Raw genomic sequence first — 21,696 nt, forward strand, 5'->3', positions numbered from 1 at the left:
GGTTTGTAACCGTTTGTATGACATGGGGAATGGCGCTTGCAGGCGACTAAACGGGATGCGGCCTGTCACGTTCAGGCGCTGCGCGAGTTTGCGTCCGGAAACGAGCGCGGCGCGTGCCCGATCCTCTGTAACCTTTCGGAAGGCCTCCCCGTATACGCACCGATACCCTTCGTCTAGAATCCGCGTAACTTTTACCAAACGAACCCTAAAATCAGGGCTGACGGGGGGCTGGCGCCTGACATGAGGCGCGGCACAGGCAGGTGGCCAGGGGCCATCGGCCCATTGCAGCGTTGCAAACCCCGTGTCCCTCTGTGTCCCTGATTGCCACGCACCGCACGCACATGAATCCACTGGAACACGAACTCGCCACGCTGATCGTCGGTGAACTGAACCTCGAAGACGTGTCGATCGACGACGTGAGCGCCGAAACCCCGCTCTACGGCGAGGGCTTCGGGCTCGACTCCATCGACATTCTGGAAATCGCGCTGCTGATCTCGAAGAAGTACGGTTTCGAGCTGCGTTCGGACAATCCGGATAACGAAAAAATCTTCGCGACGCTGGGCGCGCTGGCCGCCTACGTCGAGGCGCATCGCACGCGCTAAGGCGCGGCAAGTCGAGATCGATTCTCAACTCGACGCGCCGATTCAACGGGGGGAGCACAGATGCACAACGACAAACCCATGCGCGCGCTCGTGACGGGCGGCAGCGGGGCGCTCGGCCAGGCGATCTGCGCCGCGCTGGCTGCGGCCGGCCATGAAGTCTGGGTGCACGCGAACCGGCGTCTTGCCGACGCGCAGGCCGCCGCGCAACGCATCGTCGATGCGGGCGGCAAGGCCCACGCGATTGCCTTCGACGTGACCGACGCCGACGCCGCGCAAGCCGCGCTCGAAGGCCTGATCGAAGACGCGCCGGTGCAGATTCTCGTCAACAACGCCGGTATTCACGACGATGCACCGCTCGCGGGCATGTCGCGCGAGCAGTGGCGCAGCGTGATCGACGTGTCGCTCAACGGCTTTTTCAACGTCACGCAGCCGCTCCTGTTGCCGATGATCCGCACGCGGCGCGGGCGTATCGTCAATATCGCCTCGCTGGCGGGCGTGATGGGCAATCGCGGTCAGGTCAATTATTCGGCGGCCAAGGCCGGGCTGATCGGCGCGACCAAGGCGCTGTCGCTCGAAGTCGCGTCGCGCGGCATCACCGTGAATGCGATTGCGCCCGGCATCATCGCCTCGCCGATGGTGCAGGACGCCTTTCCCGCCGAGCGCATCAAGCAGCTCGTGCCCGCGCAGCGCGCCGGCCAGCCCGAGGAGGTGGCCGGCATGGTCGCCTATCTCGTCTCCGACGCCGCCGCCTATGTGACGGGCCAGGTGTTGTCGATCAACGGCGGCCTGGCGTAAGCCACGGTAAGGCGTGTCGTGACGGCAGCGACTGTTGCGCCTTCGCCGGGTCATCCAACTTTGTCAGTATTGCGTTTGCCATGTCCACGCCCATCGCCTCCACTACCCATCTCGTCCTGATCCCGAGCTACAACCCGGGCGCGAAGGTCGAGGAAACCGTGCGCGGCGCGCGCGCGCAATGGAACCCCGTCTGGGTTGTCGTGGACGGCAGCACGGACGGCAGCGCCGAGCGCCTGCAAGCGATGGCCGCCGACGATCCCGGCCTGCATGTGATCGTGCTGCCCGCCAATCGCGGCAAGGGCGGCGCGGTGCTCGCGGGCATGGAAGCGGCGGCGGCGCGCGGCTTCACGCATGTGCTGACGATGGATTCGGACGGCCAGCATCCCGCCGGGCTGATTCCGCGCTTCATGGCCGCCTCGCAGGCCGATCCCGATGCGATGGTGCTGGGCGTGCCGAAGTTCGACGCAAGCGCGCCGCAACTGCGCGTGCAGGGCCGTCGCGTGTCCAACTTCTTCGCGGACTTCGAGACGCTGTGGGCCGGTATCGGCGATTCGCTGTACGGCTTTCGCGTCTATCCGATTGCGCCGCTTGTCGAGATCATGCAGCGCCAGTCGTGGATGCGCCGCTTCGACTTCGATCCCGAAGCCGCCGTGCGCCTGTGCTGGGCGGGCGTGCGGCCCATCCAGATCGAGGCCCCCGTGCGCTACTTCGGCGCGCACGAAGGCGGCGTCTCGCACTTCAATTACGCGCGCGACAACCTGCTGCTGTCGTGGATGCATCTGCGCCTGGTTGCGGGCTTCGGCGTGCGGCTGCCGTTGCTGATGGCGAAGAAGGTGCTGCGCTAGCGGGCTTCAGGCGTTAAGCGTTAAGCGTTACGCGCGACGCAGCGCGGGCAAGGTCGTTGCGTGCGCATCGAATCCGCTGAACGATCCAGCCAGCGGAATCGCTTCGCCGATGGCATCGCCCACCAGGATGATCGCGGGGCTGCCCAGTCCCGCCGCCTGCGCCAGTTCTGCGATCGTACCGAGCGTGCCCATCACGCGGCGCTCCTTCGCGCTACCCGCCCATTGCACCACGGCAGCGGGCGTTTCCTTGGCAAGCGACTGCGCGAGCGTCGCGCACAGTCCTTCGATACGGCTCATCCCCATATAGATCGCCAGCGTCATGCGCGTGGCCGCGAGCGCTTGCCAGTCCGGCTCGCTATGGTCGCGCAAATGCGCCGTTACAAAGATCACGCCCTGGCAATGATCGCGATGGGTGAGCGAGACGCCCATGCCCGCCGCCGCCGCGAACGCCGATGACACCCCGTTGATGATTTCGAACTTCACGCCTGCGCGATGCAGCGCCGCGAACTCTTCGCCTGCGCGTCCGAATAGCAGCGCGTCGCCGCCTTTCACGCGCACCACGTCTTGACCCTTGCGCGCATAGCGCACCATGAGGCGCTCGATGAACGCCTGCGGCGTCGAGCGGCAGCCGCCGCGCTTGCCGACCCGGATGATGCGCGCCTGCGGTGCGAGCGTGGCGATCTCGGGATTGACCAGGTCGTCGAGCAGCACGATCTGCGCGCGAGCGAGCGCCTTCGCCGCCTTGAGCGTGAGGAGATCGAGGTCGCCCGGGCCTGCGCTCAATAAGGTGACCGTTCCGGTTTTGGCGTGCGTCGTGTGGTTCATGTTGCGTCCTCTGCCTGCGCTATCGCTATCTTGCGCTTCAAATGCAAACGGCGTCCGCCCGTCTGTGATGACGAGGGGACGCCGTTGTCCGTTCGTGGGGGCGAGCGCTCGATTGCTCTCGATGCTCGCTTCAATGCGTTGTTCTGCACCGGCATCGTTGCCGGTCGCGTTGATCGACGCAAGTTCCAGACCAGTGCGCTTCGCGCCTTGATTCATCGTTCGCACGCGTGCGCATGCGCACCGAAAGCGCACAACCGGCGTGCTGCGCAGCACCAAAGCTGTGCCCGTCTGCATCGTCGTGTATCACCGCATCACGTGCGCGCGGGTGCCGCGCACGCGGCGCAACAGCCCACCAGCAAGGGCGCAGCGTCGATTGCGCACGGATTGGCACAGTGCTTGCGTAATGCTCTGCAAACCGGATCAAAGGCGATCCGGCTGCTGCAGGGCCCACAACGCGCCAGTCGCGAACGCCCCAGCAGGTAGCGAATTCGATAGCAGTGCGGACAACGGCGTCCCCTGAATCTGGCTTGTCACAAGCTGGATTTGCGGGACGCCTTTTTTATTGGCTTTTTCTCAGGCAGGGTGCACAGGCATGACGCAATCTACGCTCGCAATGAACGCTCTGGACGTGGTCGTCGTCGGCCACGGCATGGTGGGCCACAAGTTCCTGGAAAGCGTGCTCGCCGACGCGGCGCAATCCGCACGCAACGTGCGCGTCACGGTGCTCTGCGAGGAGCCGCGTCCCGCCTATGACCGCGTGCATCTCTCCGAATTCTTCGCAGGCAAGAGCGCCGACGATCTTTCGCTCGTCAGCGAAGGCTTCTTCGAGCGTCAAGACGTGCGCGACCGCGTGCGCCTCGTCCTCGATGCGAAGGTCGTGTCGATCGACCGCGCCGCGCGTACCGTGAGCGTGTCGAACGGCGAAACGCTCGCCTACGACAAGCTCGTGATCGCCACCGGATCGTCGCCGTTCGTGCCGCCAATCGCAGGCAACGATCGTTCGGATTGCTTCGTATATCGCACCATCGAAGATCTGGAAGCCATGCAGGCGCGCGGGTCGAGCGCGAAGACGGGCGTGGTGGTGGGCGGCGGCCTGCTGGGCCTCGAATGCGCGAAGGCGTTGCGCGACCTCGGCCTGCAGACCCATGTGGTCGAGTTCGCACCGCGCCTGATGGCCGTGCAGGTCGACGAAGACGGCGGCCGCATGCTGCGCGGCAAGATCGAAGCGCTGGGCGTAACCGTGCACACGCAGAAGAACACTACGGCAATCATCGATGGCGAAAGCGCTGCGAATCGCATGGTGTTCGCTGACGGCACGCACCTGGAAACCGACATGATCGTGTTCTCGGCGGGCATTCGTCCGCGCGATGAACTGGCGCGTGCGTGCGGCCTGGAGGTCGGCCCGCGCGGCGGCATCGTGATCGACGATACGTGCCGCACGAGCGATGCAAATATCTACGCAATCGGCGAATGCGCGCTGTGGCAAGGGCAGATTTTTGGCCTCGTCGCGCCGGGCTACGACATGGCGCGCATCGTCGCGAAGACGCTGGTGAGCGATGCCGCGCCGGATTTCGCGGGCGCCGACATGAGCACCAAGCTCAAGCTGATGGGCGTGGACGTGGCGAGCATCGGCGACGCGCACGGCAAGACGCCGGGCAGCCGCTCGTATCGTTTCGCCGATGAGCGCCGCGAGGTCTACAAGAAGATCGTGGTGTCCGAATGCGGCAAGAAGCTGCTTGGCGCGGTGATGGTGGGCGACGCGGGCGAATACGGCACGCTGCTGCAAATGATGCTCAACGGGATCGAACTGCCCGAAGCGCCCGAGTTCCTGATCCTGCCGCAAGCGGACGGCAAGGCGAAGCCTGCGCTCGGCGTGGAAGCGCTGCCCGACGGCGCGCAGATCTGCTCGTGCAACAACGTGTCGAAGGGGCAAATCTGCGCGGCGGTGCGCGACGGCGCGACCAGCATCGGCGCGATGAAGGCCGCGACCTGCGCGGGCTCGTCGTGCGGCGGCTGCGTGCCGCTCGTCACGCAGGTCATGAAGTCGGAAATGAAGCGCCAGGGCGTGGCCGTCAACAACCACATCTGCGAACACTTCCCGTATTCGCGCCAGGAGCTTTATCACCTTGTGCGCGTCGAGCAGATCAAGACCTTTGGCGCGCTGCTTGCGAAGCATGGTCATGGCCTGGGCTGCGATATCTGCAAGCCCGCCGTCGCCGGCATTCTGGCTTCGTGCTGGAACGAATTCGTGCTCAAGAAAGAGCACGCGAGCCTGCAGGACTCGAACGACTACTACCTGGCCAATATCCAGCGCGACGGCACGTATTCAGTCGTGCCGCGCATGGCGGGCGGCGAGGTGACGCCCGAAGGGCTGATTGCCGTTGGCATGGTCGCGAAGAAGTACGGCCTCTACACGAAGATCACGGGCGGCCAGCGCGTGGATCTCTTTGGCGCGCGTGTCGAGCAACTGCCGTTCATCTGGGAAGAACTGATCGAAGCGGGCTTCGAATCGGGGCATGCCTACGGCAAGGCGCTGCGCACGGTGAAGTCGTGCGTGGGATCGACGTGGTGCCGCTTTGGCGTGGGCGATTCGGTGGGGCTCGCGATTGAACTGGAGAACCGCTACAAGGGCCTGCGCGCGCCGCACAAGATCAAGTTTGGCGTCTCCGGCTGCACGCGCGAATGTGCGGAGGCGCAGGGCAAGGACGTCGGCGTGATCGCTACGGAAAAGGGCTGGAATCTGTACGTGTGCGGCAACGGCGGCATGAAGCCGCGTCACGCGGAACTGCTCGCCGCCGACCTCGACCACGCCACGCTGCAGCGTTATATCGACCGCTTCCTGATGTTCTACGTACGCACGGCTGACCGCCTGCAACGCACCAGCGTGTGGCGCGACAACCTCGAAGGCGGCCTCGACTATCTGGTCGACGTGATCGTGCACGACAAGCTGGGCATTGGCGCGGAACTCGAAGCGGAAATGCAGCTCGTGGTGGACACCTACGAATGTGAATGGAAGAAGGCCGTGACCGATCCGCAGACGCGCCGCCGCTTCCGTCACTTCGTGAACAGCGAGGAGGGCGACCAGCACGTGACCTTCGTCGAGGCGCGCGGCCAGATTCGCCCGGCCACGCCCGAAGAACGCGAACAGATTCCAGTGCGTGCGCAACGAGATGCGCTGGCCGATATCCCCGTGGTGGTCGAGGCAGTCTAGAACCGTTGAATAGAGAGGAATCCAGAATGAACGATATGAGCCGTGGCGTGTTTGAAAATAGCTGGGTGCCGGTTTGCCAGCTCGACGACATCGTGCCGAATACGGGTGTGTGCGCGCTCGTGAATGGCGAGCAGGTTGCCGTTTTCCATATCGACGATGGCGAGGCGCGCGTGTTCGCCATCGGCAACTACGATCCGAATTCGCAGGCTGCCGTGCTCTCGCGCGGGCTGGTGGGCAGCCTGGGCGAACGCATCGTCGTCGCGTCGCCGATCTACAAGCATCACTTCGATCTCGCGACAGGCGAGTGCCTGGAGGAGCCGGGCAGTTCGGTGAACGCATTTGCCGCGCGGGTCGAGAACGGGCAGGTGTGGGTCGCGGCGTAATTTCGGGGCTTGAATCAGGGCTTGAATCACGGCTTGAATCACGGCTTGAAGCGAGCCAGAGAGCGATATGACGGGCAAGAGCATGAAGACCGTTAAGACCGTGTGTCCTTATTGCGGCGTGGGCTGTGGCATGGTGCTGCACGTCGAGGACGGCGAGGTCAAGAAGATCTCCGGCGATACCGAGCACCCGAGCAACTTCGGGCGGCTCTGCACCAAAGGTTCGTCGGCGCACGTGGCGCTGCGCAAGTCGGGGCGGCTCGAACGCGCCTTCGTGCGCCGCGCGCGCGACGAAGACCCGGTGCCGCTGCCCGTCGCGCAGGCCATCGCCGATACGGCGGCGCGCCTGCGTGCGACGCTCGACGCGCACGGCCCCGACGCGCTCTCGTTCTACGTCTCCGGTCAAATGTCGATCGAGGCGCAGTATCTCGTCAACAAGCTCGCCAAGGGCTTTGTCGGCACCAACAATATCGAATCGAATTCGCGCCTGTGCATGGCGAGCGCGGGCAGCGGCTACAAGCTCTCGCTGGGCGCGGACGGGCCGCCCGGTTCGTATCAGGACTTCGATCGCGCCGACTGCTTTTTCGTGATCGGCGCGAACATGGCGGACTGCCATCCGATTCTGTTCCTGCGCATGATGGATCGCGTGAAAGCCGGCGCGAAGCTGATCGTCGTCGACCCGCGCCGCACGGCGACCGCCGATAAGGCGTCGCTCTACCTGCCGATCAAGGCGGGCACCGATCTCGCACTGCTCAACGGCTTGCTGTACCTGCTGCACGAGAACGGCCATACGGATGCCGATTTCATCGCGCGCCATACCGAAGGCTGGGACGCCATGCCAGCGTTTCTGGCCGATTACACGCCCGAAAAAGTGGCGGCCGTCACCGGCCTGCCCGAGGCCGATATCCGCCGCGCTGCGCAGATGATTGGCGAAGCGCCGGAATGGATGAGCTGCTGGACGATGGGCTTGAACCAGAGCACGCACGGCACGTGGAGCACCAACGCGATCTGCAACCTGCACCTGGCGACGGGCAAGATCTGCCGTCCAGGCAGCGGGCCGTTCTCGCTGACGGGGCAGCCCAACGCGATGGGTGGCCGCGAAATGGGCTATATGGGCCCGGGCCTGCCGGGACAACGCACGGTGCTCTCGGAAGACGACCGCGCCTTTGTGGAGGAACGCTGGAACCTGCCGCGCGGCACGCTCACGACGAAGCTGGGCGGCGGCACCATCGACCTGTTTTCGCGCATGGCGGCAGGCGAGATCAAGGCGTGCTGGATCATCTGCACGAATCCGGTCGCGTCCGTGGCGAACCGGCAAACAGTGGTGGCCGGCTTGCGCGCCGCGGAACTCGTGATTGCCCAGGACGCTTTTCTGGACACCGAAACGAATCAGTACGCCGACGTGCTGCTGCCCGGCGCGCTCTGGGCCGAGGGCGAAGGCGTGATGATCAATTCCGAGCGCAACATGACGCTCACGCAGGCCGCCATCGCGCCGCCCGGCGAAGCGCTGCCGGACTGGCAGATCATCGCGCGCGTGGCCTGTGCGATGGGTTATGAGGCCGCCTTCACGTATGCCAGCGCAGCGGAAGTCTTCGACGAGATCGTGGGCTTTTCGAATCCGAAGACGGGCTACGACCTGCGCGGCGCGAGCCATGCGAAGTTGCGCGAGACGCCGCTGCAATGGCCGTGCGCGCCCGACGCGAAGAGCGAGCGCAATCCTATTCGTTACTTGAACGACAGCGCGAACGAAGGCGCTGGCGGCGACGCACCGCGCATCGTGTTTCCCACGCCGCACGGTAAGGGCGTGTTCTTCGCGCGCCCGCACGTCGCGCCCGCCGAATTGCCCGACGGCACGTTCCCGATCGTCTTCAACACGGGGCGTCTGCAGCATCAGTGGCACACGATGACGAAGACGGGCAAGGTCGCGATGCTCAACAAGCTCAATCCGGCGCCCTTCGTCGAGATTCACCCCGAGGATGCGAGCGCGCTGGGCATCGCCGCGAAGGATCGCGTGGAAGTGCGCTCGCGGCGCGGTCGCGTCGTGCTGCCCGCCGTCGTCACCGACCGCGTGCAGCCCGGCAACTGCTTCGCGCCGATGCACTGGAACGATGTGTTCGGCGAAGACCTGTGCGTGAATGCCGTCACCAGCGACGCCATCGATGCCATCTCTCAGCAGCCCGAACTGAAATTTTGCGCCGTCGCGCTCACGCGCGTCGCGCCCGAGCCTGCCGTCGTCGAGCCGGATGCGCACGATGCGCAGACCGGCGAGAGCGACCACGCGACTTTGCCTCAGGAATTCGACATGACCCGAATCGATGCGTTTGCGAACCTGCTCGACCTTGGCGCGACGCCTGCGCCCACGCTCAGCGAAACGGAGCGGCAGTATCTTGCGGGCTTTGTGAACGGCCTGCGTGCGTCGCGCGGCGACGCGGCGGGCGGCTCGTCTGCACCGGTTCTGCCGGAGCATGCGCCGCTGGCCGCGCCCAAGCGTGCGTGGGTAGACGGCGTGCTTGCGGGCCTGTTCAGCCGCGCTGCGCCGCGCGCTTTGCCTGCAGTCGATCAAGACGATCAGCAAGGCGAGGTACGCATCGCACATACGCGCCCGAAGGTCGTGCTGCTATGGGCGTCGCAAACGGGCAACGTCGAATCGCTGGTCGAGCGCTACGCCACGCAACTGATGGAATCGGGCTGCGAGATCCGCACGGCCTGCATGGCAGACTATCCGCTCGCGAACCTGGAGAAAGCCCAGTATGTGCTGCTGATGACGAGCACTTTCGGCGACGGCGATTCGCCCGATAACGGCGAGCCGTTCTGGTCGGCGCTCAAGGCCGAAAGCGCGCCGCGACTCGCTTCACTGCGTTATGCGGTGCTCGCGCTGGGCGACCGCAACTACGACCAGTTCTGTGGCCACGGGCGCAATCTCGACGCGCGCCTCGAAGCGCTGGGCGCGCAGCGTCTGTTGCCGCGCGTCGATTGCGACACCGAATTCCAGGGCACCGCTGACGCGTGGCTGGAACGCGTCACGCTGCGCATCAAGGAAGAAGATGCGGCGCTGCACGCCGTGCCTGCGGGCGGCGCGATCCCCGAAGTGCTGCCTGGCTGCGCGCCGACCAAGGCGCGGCCAGGCGCATCGCGCCTCGTCGAAAACGTGCGCCTGAACATGCAGGGCGCCACCAAGGACACGCGCTACTTTTCGCTGGCGACGGGCGAAGCGGGTATCGAATACGAAGCGGGCGACGCGCTCGGCGTCTGGCCGACGAACTGCCCCGCGCTGGTGGACGAATTGCTGTCGCTGACGCGCCTGCACGCCGATACCCCCGTCGACGTGCCGGGTGTGGGCGACCTGCGCCTCGCCGACGCCTTGAGCCATCACTACGAAATCGCGCGCCCCGGCCCCGATGCGCTTGCATTCATCGCGGCGCGCGCACGCGGCCAGGGATTGAGCGACCTGCTGCGCGACGAGCGCAAGGGCGACCTGAAAAACTGGTTGTGGGGACAACAGCTTGCCGACGTGCTGCACGAATACCCGGTCGATCTCACGGCGCGCGAACTGACGGGCATGCTCAAGCGCCTGCAGCCGCGCCTGTATTCGATTTCATCGAGCCCGAAGGCCCATGCTGGCGAAGTGCATTTGACGGTTTCGGCGGTGCGTTATCACAACGGCCGGCGCGACCGCAAAGGCGTGGCCTCCACGTTCCTCGCCGACCGCGCCCAGGCCGGCAGCGTGCCCGTGTTCGTGCAAAAGAGCACGCATTTCCGCCCGCCGCGCAGCGGCGACACGCCGATGATCATGGTCGGCCCGGGCACCGGCGTCGCGCCGTTCCGCGCGTTCCTGCATGAGCGTCGTGCGCGTGGCGATTCGGGCCGCAACTGGCTGTTTTTCGGCGAGCAGCACGCGGCCACCGACTTCTACTATCGCGAAGAACTGGAGCAGATGCGCGGTGACGGACTGCTCAACCAGCTCGATCTTGCGTTCTCGCGCGACCAGCATGAAAAGGTCTATGTGCAAGACCGCATGCGCGAGAACGGCAAGCAACTCTGGTCGTGGCTGGAGGAGGGCGCGCACTTCTACGTGTGCGGCGACGCCAGCCGCATGGCGAAGGACGTGGACGCCGCGCTGAAGTCGGTGGTGGCGCAGCACGGCGGCCTGAGCGACGAAGCCGCCGACGAATACGTTGGCCGGATGGCGCGCGAGCGCCGTTACGTGCGCGACGTGTATTGAGTCGCGCGGCGTGGTTGCCGCCTAGCGCCGCTCGCTCGCCGTCGCGCGTTTTTGCTGGTACATGGCGGCGTCGGCGCGCGCGAGCAGGTCGTCCACCGTCGAAGGCTGGTCGTCGCGCGTCATGGCGCTGCCCACGCTGCTGCGCAACTGATAAGGCTTCTGCGCAGCGCGATTAAAGATTTCGAGCTGGTTGCGGATGCGTTCCATCGCACTCATTGCGCCGTGCTCGTCGGTGCTCGAAAGCAGCACGGCGAATTCGTCGCCACCCATGCGGCCAATCACGTCGCCGTCGCGCAACGCCGTGCGCAAGATCGTTGCGAACGCAACGAGCGCGCGGTCGCCTTCGGCGTGACCGTAGGTATCGTTGATCTGCTTGAATCCGTTCAGGTCGAGATAAAGCAGCGACGCGGGGCGCTGCGTGCTGGCGCACAGGCGCACGGCCTGTTCGGCGAGCGACTTGAAGCCGCGCCGGTTGGCCAAGCCGGTAAGTTCGTCGGTGGTCGCCATCTGGGTGGCCGCGATTTCCTGCTCGGCCATATCGGCGAGATCGCGCAGCACGATGCGCTCTTCGTCGTCGAACAGGCGCGGGCGGCTGTCGATCACGCATAGCGTGCCAAGGCGGATGTCGCTGGTCACCGAAAGCGGGCAGCCCGCATAGAAGCGGATATTGGGCGTGCCGGTGACGAGCGGATTGTCGGCGAAGCGCACGTCGATGCTCGCATCGTTCACGAAGAACAGATCGTTGCCGAGGATCGCGTGGCCGCAGAACGAGACGTCGCGCGAGGTCTCCGAGGCGTCGAGACCGGGGTGCGACTTGAACCACTGTCGGCCCGTATCGACCAGCGTGATCGCGGCGATCGGCACGTTGAACAGCCGGCGCGCGAGACGGGTGATGCGGTCGAATCGATCCTCGGCGGGCGTGTCGAGGATCTTGAACGAGCGCAGGACTTCCATGCGCTCGGCTTCGTTCGCGGGTACGGAAGGTCGAAGCATAGATGGACGAAACGATGGGTCGAAAGATGCAACCGATTCTAGCGCGAAGATTCGGTGTACGGCGGCCCGGCGTGTGAGTATAAAAATTCGTTTTGAGTGCGAGCTTTCGAATCGATTGCGTTCACACGCAATTTAAAGCGATTCGCAAACGTCGAATAGCAAAGCGCGTGCCCAGCGCCGTGCGGGGTCGCGATGGGTGCGTTCGTGCCACGCGGCGGTCTTCGTGAAGCCCGGAATGGCGAGCGGCGGCGGCACGATCGCAAGGCCAGCGGCCCGTTCGGCAAGCCTGCGCGGCACGACCGCGATCAGGTCGCTATCGCGAAGAATCTGCGGCAACACCAGAAAGCTCGTGACCGAAAGCGCGACCCGGCGCTTGCGCCCGAGTTGTGCGAGTGCTTCATCGGTTACGCCTTCGAATGTGCCGCCGGAATACGACACCAGCGCATGATCGAGCGCGCAAAAGCGCGGCAACGTGATGCGTCCGCGCACGGCAGCCGGATGATTTTCACGCATCGCGCATACATAGCGCTCGTCGAACAGACGCCGCGCATGCAGATCGGATGGCGTGCTCTCGGGCGTGATAAGTGCGATATCGACGTCGCCGCGCGCGAGTTGCGCATGAAGCGACGGATCTTGAGCGGGCACGACGGCCACGCGTATGCCCGGCGCATCGCGGCGCAACGCTGCGAGGTAGGGCGTCACCACGGCTTGCAGCGCGTAGTCGGTCGCCGCGAGCGTGAGCGTGAAATCGGCGCGCGCGGGATCGAAAACCTGCGGCGTGAGCAGCGACTCGACTTCGCCCAGAATCTGCCTGACCGGCGCGGCCAGTTCGAGCGCGCGCATCGTGGGCGCGATGCCGCGTTGCGTGCGCACGAACAGCGGATCGTCAAAGGCTTCGCGCAAGCGCGTGAGCATCCCGCTCACAGCGGGCTGCGTGAGCGACAGGCGCTGGGCGGCGCGCGTGACGTTGCGCTCGTCGAGCAGCGCGTCCAGGGCGCGCAGCAGGTTAAGGTCGATCGTCCTGATATCAGCTGGCATGATGTCAAAAATAAAAATACTCGATTGGCCTTATTTCAGCATAGCGGCCATCATGATGAACGTCTAGCGAACGCGTTGCCTGCGCCGTGCGTTCGTTTCTACTCTGTTCATTATCGAATGCCCAACTCTGGAGGCAATCATGCATGCAATCAACTGGCCCGACGATTATCAACCGGGCTTCACCGACAATTTCGCTTCGAACGAAGTCATCGTCGCGGGCCTGAGCGTCGCCGACGTGTGGCCGTTGCTAGCGGACACCACGGCCTGGCCGACTTACTACAGCAATGCGTCCGATATCGCGTTTCATGACGGCACCGGGCCGGTGCTTTCGGCCGGGGCGCGGTTTCGCTTTACGACGTTCGGTTTTCCCGTCGAGGGTGAGGTCACCGAGTTCGTGCCGCCCGCAGCAGGTCAACCGGCGCGCGTGGCATGGCACGGCTGGGTCGAAGGCGACGCGCAAGGCCGCCTGGACGTGCATCACGCATGGCTGCTGGAAGACCTGTCGGGCGGCCGCGTGCGCGTGTTGACGCAGGAAACGCAGAAGGGCGCGCCGGCCGTGGAGCTGGCTAAGGCGCGGCCCAATCCGATGATCAACGGCCATCAGGAATGGCTCGACGGTCTGGTCGAATCGGCGCGCGCGGCTCGTAAAGCGCGGTAATTCGTTGTGTGCGCCAGGCCTGCGAAACCGGTCGCATCGGGCCAGGAGAAAATCGAATGCAGCGCGTGCAAAAACGTTGTGTTTGCAGTGTCGCCTGGCGCACAAAATCGACTCTTATAATCACGGCTCCTCGAATCGCAGGGAGTCGTGTTCATGTTCGATCTTGCAGGAAAGGTAGCCATCGTCACCGGCGGAACCAGCGGAATTGGCTTCGGGATTGCGAAGGGATTTCTGCGAGCCGGCGCACGGGTCGCGCTCATTGGGCGTGACGAAACGCGAGGCGCGGCAGCGCTCGCTAAACTGGAAGCTGGCGACGCCGCTATTTATGTGAAGGCCGATATCTCGTCGGGCGAGCAATGCACGCTGATGGCCGCCGAAGTCGAGCAGCGCTTCGGCCACGTCGATATTCTCGTGAATAACGCGGGTATGAATATCCGCCGCCATGGTCAGGACTACGCACACGAAGAGTGGCGGCAGATCATGGATACGAACCTAAGCAGTGCGTTCTATTGCGCGCAAGCGGCCTTTCCCGCGTTTGGTCGCGCGAAGGGCGGCAAGATTCTCAATATCGGCTCGATGCTGTCGCTGTTCGGCACGACGTATGGCGCAGCGTATGCCGCGAGCAAAGGCGGCATCGTCCAGCTTGGACGCGCGCTGGCCGTGGAATGGGCGCCGCACAACATTCAGGTCAACACGCTCTTGCCGGGCTGGATCGAAACCGAGCTGACCGCTGAGGCAAAGAAGCTGTTTCCGGATCTCGAAGCGGGGATTCTTTCGCGCACGCCCCAGGCACGCTGGGGACGTCCTGACGATCTCGCCGGAATCGCCGCCGCGCTGTGCTCCAGTGCGTGCGATTTCATCACCGGAACGGCGATTCCCGTGGACGGCGGTTATTCGGTGCAGGGATGAAGTTTCAGTAGGGAACGTTGCAAAAAAAATCGAGCCTCCCAAGGGAGGCTCGATTCATTTGCGGAGCCGTTTTGGAGCCGCTTCCCCGCTTGTTGCACGGGGGCGGCTTCCATCAACAACTTCGACTTACTTCGCAGCAGCTTGCAGCGCAGCGTTGAAGGTTGCGCTCGGGCGCATCACTTCAGCGAGCTTCGCGAAGTCCGGCTTGTAGTAGCCGCCGATGTCGACCGGCTTGCCCTGGACTGCAGCCAGCTCAGCAACGATCTTCTGCTCGTTTTCGGCCAGCGCCTTGGCGAGCGGTGCGAAGTGAGCCGACAGTTCCGCGTCGTCCTTCTGCGCGGCCAGCTCTTGTGCCCAGTACATCGACAGATAGAACTGGCTGCCACGGTTGTCCAGCTCGCCGGTCTTCGGCGACGGGCCCTTGTTGTTGTCGAGCAGCTTGCCGGTTGCGGCGTCGAGCGTCTTCGCGAGCAGCTTGGCGCGCGCGTTGTTCGTCTTGATGCCGAGGTCTTCCAGCGACACAGCCAGCGCGAGGAATTCGCCAAGCGAGTCCCAGCGCAGGTGGTCTTCCTGAACCAGCTGCTGCACGTGCTTCGGAGCCGAGCCGCCTGCGCCCGTTTCGTACATGCCGCCACCGGCCATCAGCGGAACGATCGAGAGCATCTTCGCCGACGTGCCCAGTTCCATGATCGGGAACAGGTCGGTCAGGTAGTCGCGCAGGATGTTGCCGGTGACCGAGATCGTGTCCAGGCCGCGGATCACGCGCTCAAGCGTGTAACGCATCGCGCGCACTTGCGACATGATCTGGATGTCCAGGCCGGTCAGGTCGTAATCCTTCAGGTACTCTTCGACCTTCTTGATCACTTCGTTTTCGTGCGGACGGTACGGGTCGAGCCAGAACACGGCCGGCGTGTTCGAGTTCTTCGCGCGCGTGACGGCCAGCTTGACCCAGTCGCGGATCGGTGCGTCCTTCACGAGGCACATACGCCAGATGTCGCCTTGCTCGACTTCCTGCGTGAGCGCGTCCAGCACTTCGTTGGTTGCGTTGTCAACGATGCGGGCCGTGCCGTCTTGCGGGATTTCAAAGGTCTTGTCGTGCGAACCGTACTCTTCAGCCTTCTGCGCCATCAGGCCGACGTTCGGCACCGTGCCCATGGTCTTCGGGTCGAATGCGCCGTTGGTCTTGCAGAAGTTGATGATTTCCTGGTAGATGCGCGCGAACGTGCTTTCCGGAATCAGGCACTTCGTGTCGGCCGGGCGGCCGTCGGCGCCCCACATCTTGCCGCCTGCGCGGATCATCGCGGGCATCGATGCGTCGACGATCACGTCGTTCGGTGCGTGCAGGTTCGAGATACCCTTGGCCGAATCGACCATCGCCAGCGCCGGACGGTGCTCGTGGCATGCGTGCATGTCACGGATCACTTCTTCGCGCTGCGATTCCGGCAGCGTTTCGATCTTCGTGTACAGGTCGACGAGGCCGTTGTTGACGTTCACGCCCAGTTGTTCGAACAGCTTGGCGTGCTTCGCGAACGCGTCCTTGTAGAACGTGCGCACAGCGTGGCCGAACACGATCGGGTGCGAAACCTTCATCATGGTCGCCTTGACGTGCAGCGACAGCATGACGCCGGTCTTGCGCGCGTCTTCCATTTCGGCTTCGTAGAAAGCGAGCAGATGCTTCTTGCTCATGAACATGCTGTCCACGATTTCGCCGGCCTGCAGCGTGACCTTCGGCTTGAGGACGATGGTCTCGCCGCTCTTCGTCACGAGTTCCATGCGCACTTCGCGCGCCTTGTCATTCGTGATCGACTTTTCGCCGTGATAGAAGTCGCCGTGCTTCATGTGCGCGACGTGGGTGCGCGAAGCCATGCTCCACTCGCCCATGCTGTGCGGGTGCTTCTTCGCGTAGTTCTTGACGGCCAGCGGCGCGCGGCGATCCGAATTGCCTTCGCGCAGGACGGGGTTCACCGCCGAGCCGAGGCACTTCGAATAACGCTTCTGGATAGCCTTTTCTTCGTCGGTCTTCGGATCTTCCGGGAAGTCGGGGATCTTGTAGCCCTTGCCCTGGAGTTCCTTGATGGCTGCGACGAGCTGCGGCACCGATGCGCTGATGTTCGGCAGCTTGATGATGTTCGTTTCCGGCAGCTGCGTGAGACGACCCAGTTCAGCCAGGTTGTCCGGCACGCGCTGTTCTTCCGTCAGGAATTCGGGGAATTCACCGAGGATACGGCCTGCCACGGAGATATCGCTGGTCTCGACGTTCACGCCGGCCGGCGCAGCGAAGGTTCGGATGATCGGCAGAAACGCGCTGGTGGCAAGCAGCGGCGCTTCATCGGTCAGGGTATAGATGATGGTGGGTTGCTGGGTACTCATCGGCTTCTTGGCGGGATCGTTAAACGAGGTGGTAACACCACCGGCTGCGCGCAGTCGGCGAAACACCTGGATTTTGCCTCAATTTCCGCCGGGCCGGGGCGGAGATCGACATGTATTTCATATTGTGGAATTGCGTTGCGCAATGAAGTTTGGCGGAGAAATTGGCGTGATGGCCACCAACGCCAGGCCGTGCGCTGAAAACGTTACCGCGCCAAAGCCCTGTTACATAAAGACTTTCACGCCGAAACGGTTAATCTGGCCCCGTGGCGAAAGTTTTAAGTTTCGTACCCTTCATTCTTTGTCAAGTTGGTGAAGACCCTTGCTCGATGAGGGGGCAATCGGCCACTCTTATAGAAGAATTTATTGCCGGAGGCCCTCGTTTGGCGCGCTCAATTCCTGGTCGTTTAGTGGGGTATTGGTCGCCGCCAGGCGCATGGGGCAGAGGCAAATTTGACCGCGCCGGAGACGGTGGCCGCCGTCGTCGTCGCGAGAATGCGGCGCGAATACAGTTCGACGACTCCAAATTGGCTTTGCCTGTAATCTGACGCGGCTTGTTTCAACGCGTCGTGCAGCGCCGCACTATGTGGGCGAATCTAAACACCGTTCAAATTGAGTGAGGGTTAACATGCCATTCGTCACAACGAAAGATAACGTAGAGATTTTCTACAAGGACTGGGGCCCCAGAGACGCGCAGCCCATCGTGTTCCATCACGGCTGGCCTTTGTCGTCGGATGATTGGGACGCGCAGATGCTGTTCTTTGTCCAGAAGGGATATCGCGTTGTGGCACACGACCGTCGCGGACACGGGCGTTCATCGCAGGTCTCGGAAGGTCACGACATGGATCACTACGCGGCCGATGCATTCGCGGTGGTCGAAGCGCTCAATCTGAAGAATGCGATTCATATCGGGCATTCGACAGGCGGCGGCGAGGTCGCCCGCTATGTCGCAAAGCACGGTGAACCGTCTGGCCGCGTCGCGAAGGCCGTGCTGGTCAGCGCCGTGCCGCCGTTGATGCTGAAAACCGCTGCGAACCCGGAAGGCTTGCCCGCCGACGTATTCGACGGCCTGCGCGCTGCATTGGCGGCAAATCGCGCGCAGTTTTTCCTGGACTTGCCTGCGGGCCCCTTCTACGGATTCAACCGCGAAGGCGCGACGGTGCATCAGGGCGTGATCCAGAACTGGTGGCGCCAGGGCATGATGGGCAGCACGAAGGCGCACTATGAAGGCATCAAGGCCTTCTCCGAGACCGACCAGACCGAAGACTTGAAGTCGATTACGGTGCCGACGCTCGTCCTGCACGGCGAAGACGATCAGATTGTTCCCATCGCCGACGCGGCCTTGAAGTCCATCAAGCTTCTCAAGAACGGTCAGCTGAAGACGTATCCGGGCTTCTCGCACGGCATGCTGACGGTCAATGCAGACGTCGTGAACGCCGATCTGCTCGCATTCGTTCAGTCTTGATGTGAAACGGCGCAGGTCAATCGACCTGCGCCGTATTGCCCAATTCCCTCAATACGACAATCCATAACCGAACGTGTACAACGGATGGGCCGTATCGTGCGGGACGTCCTCGCGCTGTGCGACGACCTCATCCATCGAAGACGGCAATTCAAACGGCAGGTGTCCTTCGGGCTTGGCCTTGCCGGTCAGGACGTCGAACAGCGCCGCGTCGCTGACGCCGAAGTTGGCGAGTATCGCAGTAGCCTTGCCCTGAACGTTGGTCAATATCGCCGGGCGATCCATATAAACCGTGACGACGGATTTTGGCGCCAGTGCGGCCTGCTTGATCGCCTCATAGTCCGCGTTGCCATCGGTGAACGCCAGGCTGCCTTCATGTTGCATCGAGCCGAAGATATAGTTGGGATGCAACGTCTGGTACGGCGTGCTCGCACGGACTATCGCCACGTCTGCGGCCTGAGGCGTGCTGACAACGGTGTAGCCGTATTGTTGCGCCACCGCGGGATCGATCCCGTACAGCCACACCTTCTTTCCGTTGCCGGTCATCGGCAGATAGTTGCCCGTATTCTGCAGCAGCACCAGCGCGCGCCGTTGCGCATCGAGCGCCTGCGCCTGGAAGGACGCATTGCCGACGATCGAACTGGCCGCATCGGCGTCCACGTAGGGATGATCGAACAGCCCCTGCTGGAATTTTTGCAACAGGATGCGATAAGCCGATTCGCTCAGGCGCGCGTCGCTTAGGAGTCCCTGCTGGACAGCCTGAACGAGAAACGAAGGGTCGCTTTCTCCGCCAAATTGATCGATTCCCGCGTTAGTCGCTCTCACGAAACGTGCAAGCCGCGTGGCGGTTTCCATTCCCCACGGCGTGCCGAATCCAACGAATGAAGGCGCGCCCGACGATACGCCATTCAGGCAGTTCGCGTCGCAGTCGGAGGCAATGCCCCAATCCGAAACAATGACGCCCTGAAAGCCATATTTGCCGCGCAACAGGTCGGTCAACAGCGGTTTATCGAAGGCTCCGCCCACCTGTTCGAGCGTGATGCCATCCACGGTGACTGCAGCGTCGGGTTCGGAATAGGTCGGCATGACCGATCCAACGTTGGCGGCGAACGCGCCTTCGAATGGCTTCAGGTGATATGCAAAGTTGTTGCCGGGGTAGGTGGCATAGCGCCCGTAGTAGTTGTGGCTGTCGTAGCCATCTTTCTGGGCGCCGTAGCCGGCCCAATGCTTGACGACCGCGATCACGCTCTGGCTGTTGATTCCGGTCGTGCCGCCCTGGAAGCCTTCGATATACGCCTGCACTTGTGCTTTCGCGAGGTCGGCATCCTCGCCGAATGTGCCGTTGATACGCGCCCAGCGCGGCTCGGTTGCGAGATCGGCTTGTGGGGAAAGCGCCTCCGTGATGCCCACTGCGCGATATTCCTGCCGCACGATGTCACCGAACGTGCGGGTCAGCGTCGCGTCGCCGACGGCGGCAAATCCGAGCGTCTCAGGCCATTGAGAAAACCCGCCACCGCCCGCGCTGGCGCCTAGTACGTACTGAAAATGACTGCGCGGATCGGAACTGATCGAAATGGGAATGCCGAGCCTCGATTGTTCGCCCAGCGCCTGGATTTCGTTGTATTGCAACGCCATGGTGTGGGCGTCCGTGCTCATTCTCGTAATGAACGTGCTGATGGCCAGATCGCCAATTTGCGTCTGTAGCGCCGCAAGATCGTAAGCGCTGCCGGTGCCCGCGCCCGTCGTATCGTTAAGAACAGGAGCCGTGCCGTGCAGCATCAGGCCAGCCTTTTCGGCGAGTGTCAGCCGCGATGTCAAGTCTCGCGCCCGCTCTTGCGGAGAAAGCCGCCAGTCCTCGTAAGGATCAAGCTGGCCATTGCGGTTCATGTCCTTGAACTGCAACCCGTTGACCGTGATGAGCGGCAACGAGGTGTGACCGATGTCGAGCTGCTTGACCGTCGAATCAATATGGTTGCCTCCGCATGCATATAAAACGAACACCAAAGCCGTGGCAGTGGCAATTGAACCGGCAAGGGGCATCGTAGGCCGTGAAGCAAAATGCATTGTTTCCTCCTGAAGTGAGCCACAAGCAATTTGTTTTTATTTCGTCAAATTGACGTAATGATCGTAACCGTGGATGCGGATACCGGCTTGACCGGGCGGTGCAGGATTTGACCTGCTGGAGCAAGGCGAGTGATGCCTTGCACCCTGTCATGGCAAGACCCTATGGTGAGACGCACAGCGGGCACGCATGATCGTCGGTTTGAGACTTTCAGCCAGGACTGATGCAGCCGAACACATCGCACCATTTGCCATGCATCGGGCGGCGTGCGCGCACCGTATCCAATCGACTCGCGGTTGATTTAATGGCGGCCGCCGAAGCAGCGGGTGTGGGGCCCGCTCAATTCCAGGCGCGCACCGGCATCAATACGCAAGACCTGGTCGACAGGGATGGCCGGCTGGACGGCGCGCGGCATAAGCGCTGCATCGAACTTATCCACGCGCTTTCTCCGTCGATCGAATGGCTCGTCGACAGGCAATGCGGTCTCTATCCCCATTTTCCGGCACTCGGAAATCATTGCTTCAATGCGTCAACGCTCCGTGAAGCAATCGGAGCGTTTCTTCAATTCAGGGCGATTATTGGCGAGTTCGATTTTCTTTTCGTCAAGGAAACGCCAGGCTGGTTGCAGGTCGAGTATGTCGCGGAGTTCATGCCGCAAAATGGCTTGCAGGCGCTCGCCAATTTTCAGGTGCTGGCGACGTTGATCCGTGCCTACGACGTCAAGGAAAACACGGTCTTTCATGTCTCCCTGGCAGGAGCGGCGCCACGCAATAGACATCTGCTGGACGACTTTTTTGGCACGACGGCGAGATTCGATTCGAATGCGAATCAAATGAGATTCGATGCCTCGCTGCTCGACGCGCCATTTCCGCATTACAACGCGACACTCGCGCCATATCTGTTGCAGCAGGTGCAGGAGCAGTTTCGCCAGGTGCAACAGGGCCACAGCTTTTCTGCCACGGTCGAGCAACTCATCACCGAGATCGTGATGGACTGCGATTTTGACGGCTCCAGGAAAGCGTCGCTACTGTCTGCCGTATGCGAACGGCTTGAAACGTCGCGTTGGACTTTGAATCGCCAGTTGCGCGTAGAGGGGCTGAATTTCAGCGACCTGGAAACGCGCGTTAAACTTGAACGCGCGTGCCGGCTGCTTAGGGAAACGCGATGCAGTCTGTCTGAAATTAGCGATATGCTGGGTTTCTCGTCGCAAAGCGCGTTTACGCGGTTTTTCCGCAGCGGCCATCAGATGGCGCCGCAGACCTTCCGGCAAAAGTCTCAGCAGCGCCATGCGGCTCAAAATTACAGCGGCTGACGACGGCACGCATTG

General features: G+C 63.0%; 15 protein-coding genes. 10 read left to right on the forward strand and 5 right to left on the reverse strand.

The genetic code is table 11. From position 1 onward, the window contains the following. Window positions 1-317 precede the first annotated feature (317 nt). The 3 genes from BBA01S_RS30555 (at window position 318) to BBA01S_RS30565 (ending at window position 2,242) form a co-directional block, all read left to right on the forward strand. Window positions 318-602, forward strand: coding sequence for a phosphopantetheine-binding protein (locus BBA01S_RS30555; protein ID WP_281177009.1), 285 nt, complete (start codon window positions 318-320; stop codon window positions 600-602). 78 nt (window positions 603-680) lie between these two features. Continuing rightward, window positions 681-1,397 (forward strand): 3-oxoacyl-ACP reductase FabG, encoded by a 717-nt coding sequence (gene fabG / locus BBA01S_RS30560; protein ID WP_027819766.1) that lies wholly within the window; start codon window positions 681-683, stop codon window positions 1,395-1,397. Window positions 1,398-1,477: 80 nt separating this feature from the next. Continuing rightward, window positions 1,478-2,242, forward strand: a complete 765-nt coding sequence (locus BBA01S_RS30565) for a glycosyltransferase family 2 protein (protein WP_027819767.1) — start codon at window positions 1,478-1,480, stop codon at window positions 2,240-2,242. Between the two features lie 27 nt (window positions 2,243-2,269). On the opposite strand, the gene cobA is transcribed toward BBA01S_RS30565, so the two are convergent. Beyond that, window positions 2,270-3,067, reverse strand: coding sequence for a uroporphyrinogen-III C-methyltransferase (gene cobA / locus BBA01S_RS30570; RefSeq protein ID WP_027819768.1), 798 nt, complete (start codon window positions 3,065-3,067; stop codon window positions 2,270-2,272). Window positions 3,068-3,689: 622 nt separating this feature from the next. Here cobA and nirB point away from each other — a divergent pair. The 3 genes from nirB (at window position 3,690) to BBA01S_RS30585 (ending at window position 10,880) form a co-directional block, all read left to right on the forward strand. Beyond that, window positions 3,690-6,278 (forward strand): nitrite reductase large subunit NirB, encoded by a 2,589-nt coding sequence (gene nirB, locus BBA01S_RS30575; protein WP_027819769.1) that lies wholly within the window; start codon window positions 3,690-3,692, stop codon window positions 6,276-6,278. A gap of 35 nt (window positions 6,279-6,313) precedes the next feature. Next, window positions 6,314-6,661, forward strand: coding sequence for a nitrite reductase small subunit NirD (gene nirD / locus BBA01S_RS30580; RefSeq protein ID WP_027819770.1), 348 nt, complete (start codon window positions 6,314-6,316; stop codon window positions 6,659-6,661). Window positions 6,662-6,743: 82 nt separating this feature from the next. Next, a complete protein-coding gene (locus BBA01S_RS30585; protein WP_156966141.1) occupies window positions 6,744-10,880 on the forward strand; it encodes a bifunctional nitrate reductase/sulfite reductase flavoprotein subunit alpha in 4,137 nt (1,378 codons plus the stop codon). Between the two features lie 21 nt (window positions 10,881-10,901). On the opposite strand, the gene BBA01S_RS30590 is transcribed toward BBA01S_RS30585, so the two are convergent. Together BBA01S_RS30590 and BBA01S_RS30595 are read right to left on the reverse strand one after the other, a co-directional pair. Next, window positions 10,902-11,873 carry a GGDEF domain-containing protein gene (locus BBA01S_RS30590; protein WP_027819772.1) on the reverse strand — a complete coding sequence of 324 codons (972 nt, stop codon included), beginning with the start codon at window positions 11,871-11,873 and terminating at the stop codon, window positions 10,902-10,904. Window positions 11,874-12,005: 132 nt separating this feature from the next. Beyond that, complete coding sequence (locus tag BBA01S_RS30595; RefSeq protein ID WP_027819773.1) at window positions 12,006-12,911, reverse strand: LysR family transcriptional regulator; 906 nt, start codon at window positions 12,909-12,911, stop codon at window positions 12,006-12,008. Window positions 12,912-13,050: 139 nt separating this feature from the next. Here BBA01S_RS30595 and BBA01S_RS30600 point away from each other — a divergent pair, with 139 nt between their 5' ends. Together BBA01S_RS30600 and BBA01S_RS30605 are read left to right on the forward strand one after the other, a co-directional pair. Continuing rightward, a complete protein-coding gene (locus BBA01S_RS30600; RefSeq protein WP_027819774.1) occupies window positions 13,051-13,569 on the forward strand; it encodes an SRPBCC domain-containing protein in 519 nt (172 codons plus the stop codon). A gap of 153 nt (window positions 13,570-13,722) precedes the next feature. Next, window positions 13,723-14,478 carry an SDR family NAD(P)-dependent oxidoreductase gene (locus BBA01S_RS30605; protein WP_027819775.1) on the forward strand — a complete coding sequence of 252 codons (756 nt, stop codon included), beginning with the start codon at window positions 13,723-13,725 and terminating at the stop codon, window positions 14,476-14,478. A 126-nt stretch (window positions 14,479-14,604) separates the two neighbouring features. On the opposite strand, the gene BBA01S_RS30610 is transcribed toward BBA01S_RS30605, so the two are convergent. Beyond that, window positions 14,605-16,848 (reverse strand): NADP-dependent isocitrate dehydrogenase, encoded by a 2,244-nt coding sequence (locus BBA01S_RS30610; RefSeq protein WP_027819776.1) that lies wholly within the window; start codon window positions 16,846-16,848, stop codon window positions 14,605-14,607. A 625-nt stretch (window positions 16,849-17,473) separates the two neighbouring features. Between BBA01S_RS30610 and BBA01S_RS30615 the strand changes: the two genes are divergently transcribed. After that, window positions 17,474-18,310, forward strand: a complete 837-nt coding sequence (locus BBA01S_RS30615) for an alpha/beta fold hydrolase (RefSeq protein WP_027819777.1) — start codon at window positions 17,474-17,476, stop codon at window positions 18,308-18,310. Window positions 18,311-18,358: 48 nt separating this feature from the next. Here BBA01S_RS30615 and BBA01S_RS30620 read toward each other — a convergent pair whose 3' ends face one another. Further along, complete coding sequence (locus BBA01S_RS30620) at window positions 18,359-20,371, reverse strand: glycoside hydrolase family 3 protein (RefSeq protein ID WP_027819778.1); 2,013 nt, start codon at window positions 20,369-20,371, stop codon at window positions 18,359-18,361. Between the two features lie 221 nt (window positions 20,372-20,592). On the opposite strand from BBA01S_RS30620, the gene BBA01S_RS30625 reads away from it, so the two are divergent. Next, a complete protein-coding gene (locus tag BBA01S_RS30625; protein ID WP_084162657.1) occupies window positions 20,593-21,681 on the forward strand; it encodes a helix-turn-helix transcriptional regulator in 1,089 nt (362 codons plus the stop codon). The last annotated feature ends 15 nt before the right edge of the window (window positions 21,682-21,696 follow it).

The sequence above is a fragment of the Paraburkholderia bannensis NBRC 103871 genome (genome assembly GCF_000685015.1).
GTDB classification, from domain to species: Bacteria; Pseudomonadota; Gammaproteobacteria; order Burkholderiales; family Burkholderiaceae; genus Paraburkholderia; species Paraburkholderia bannensis.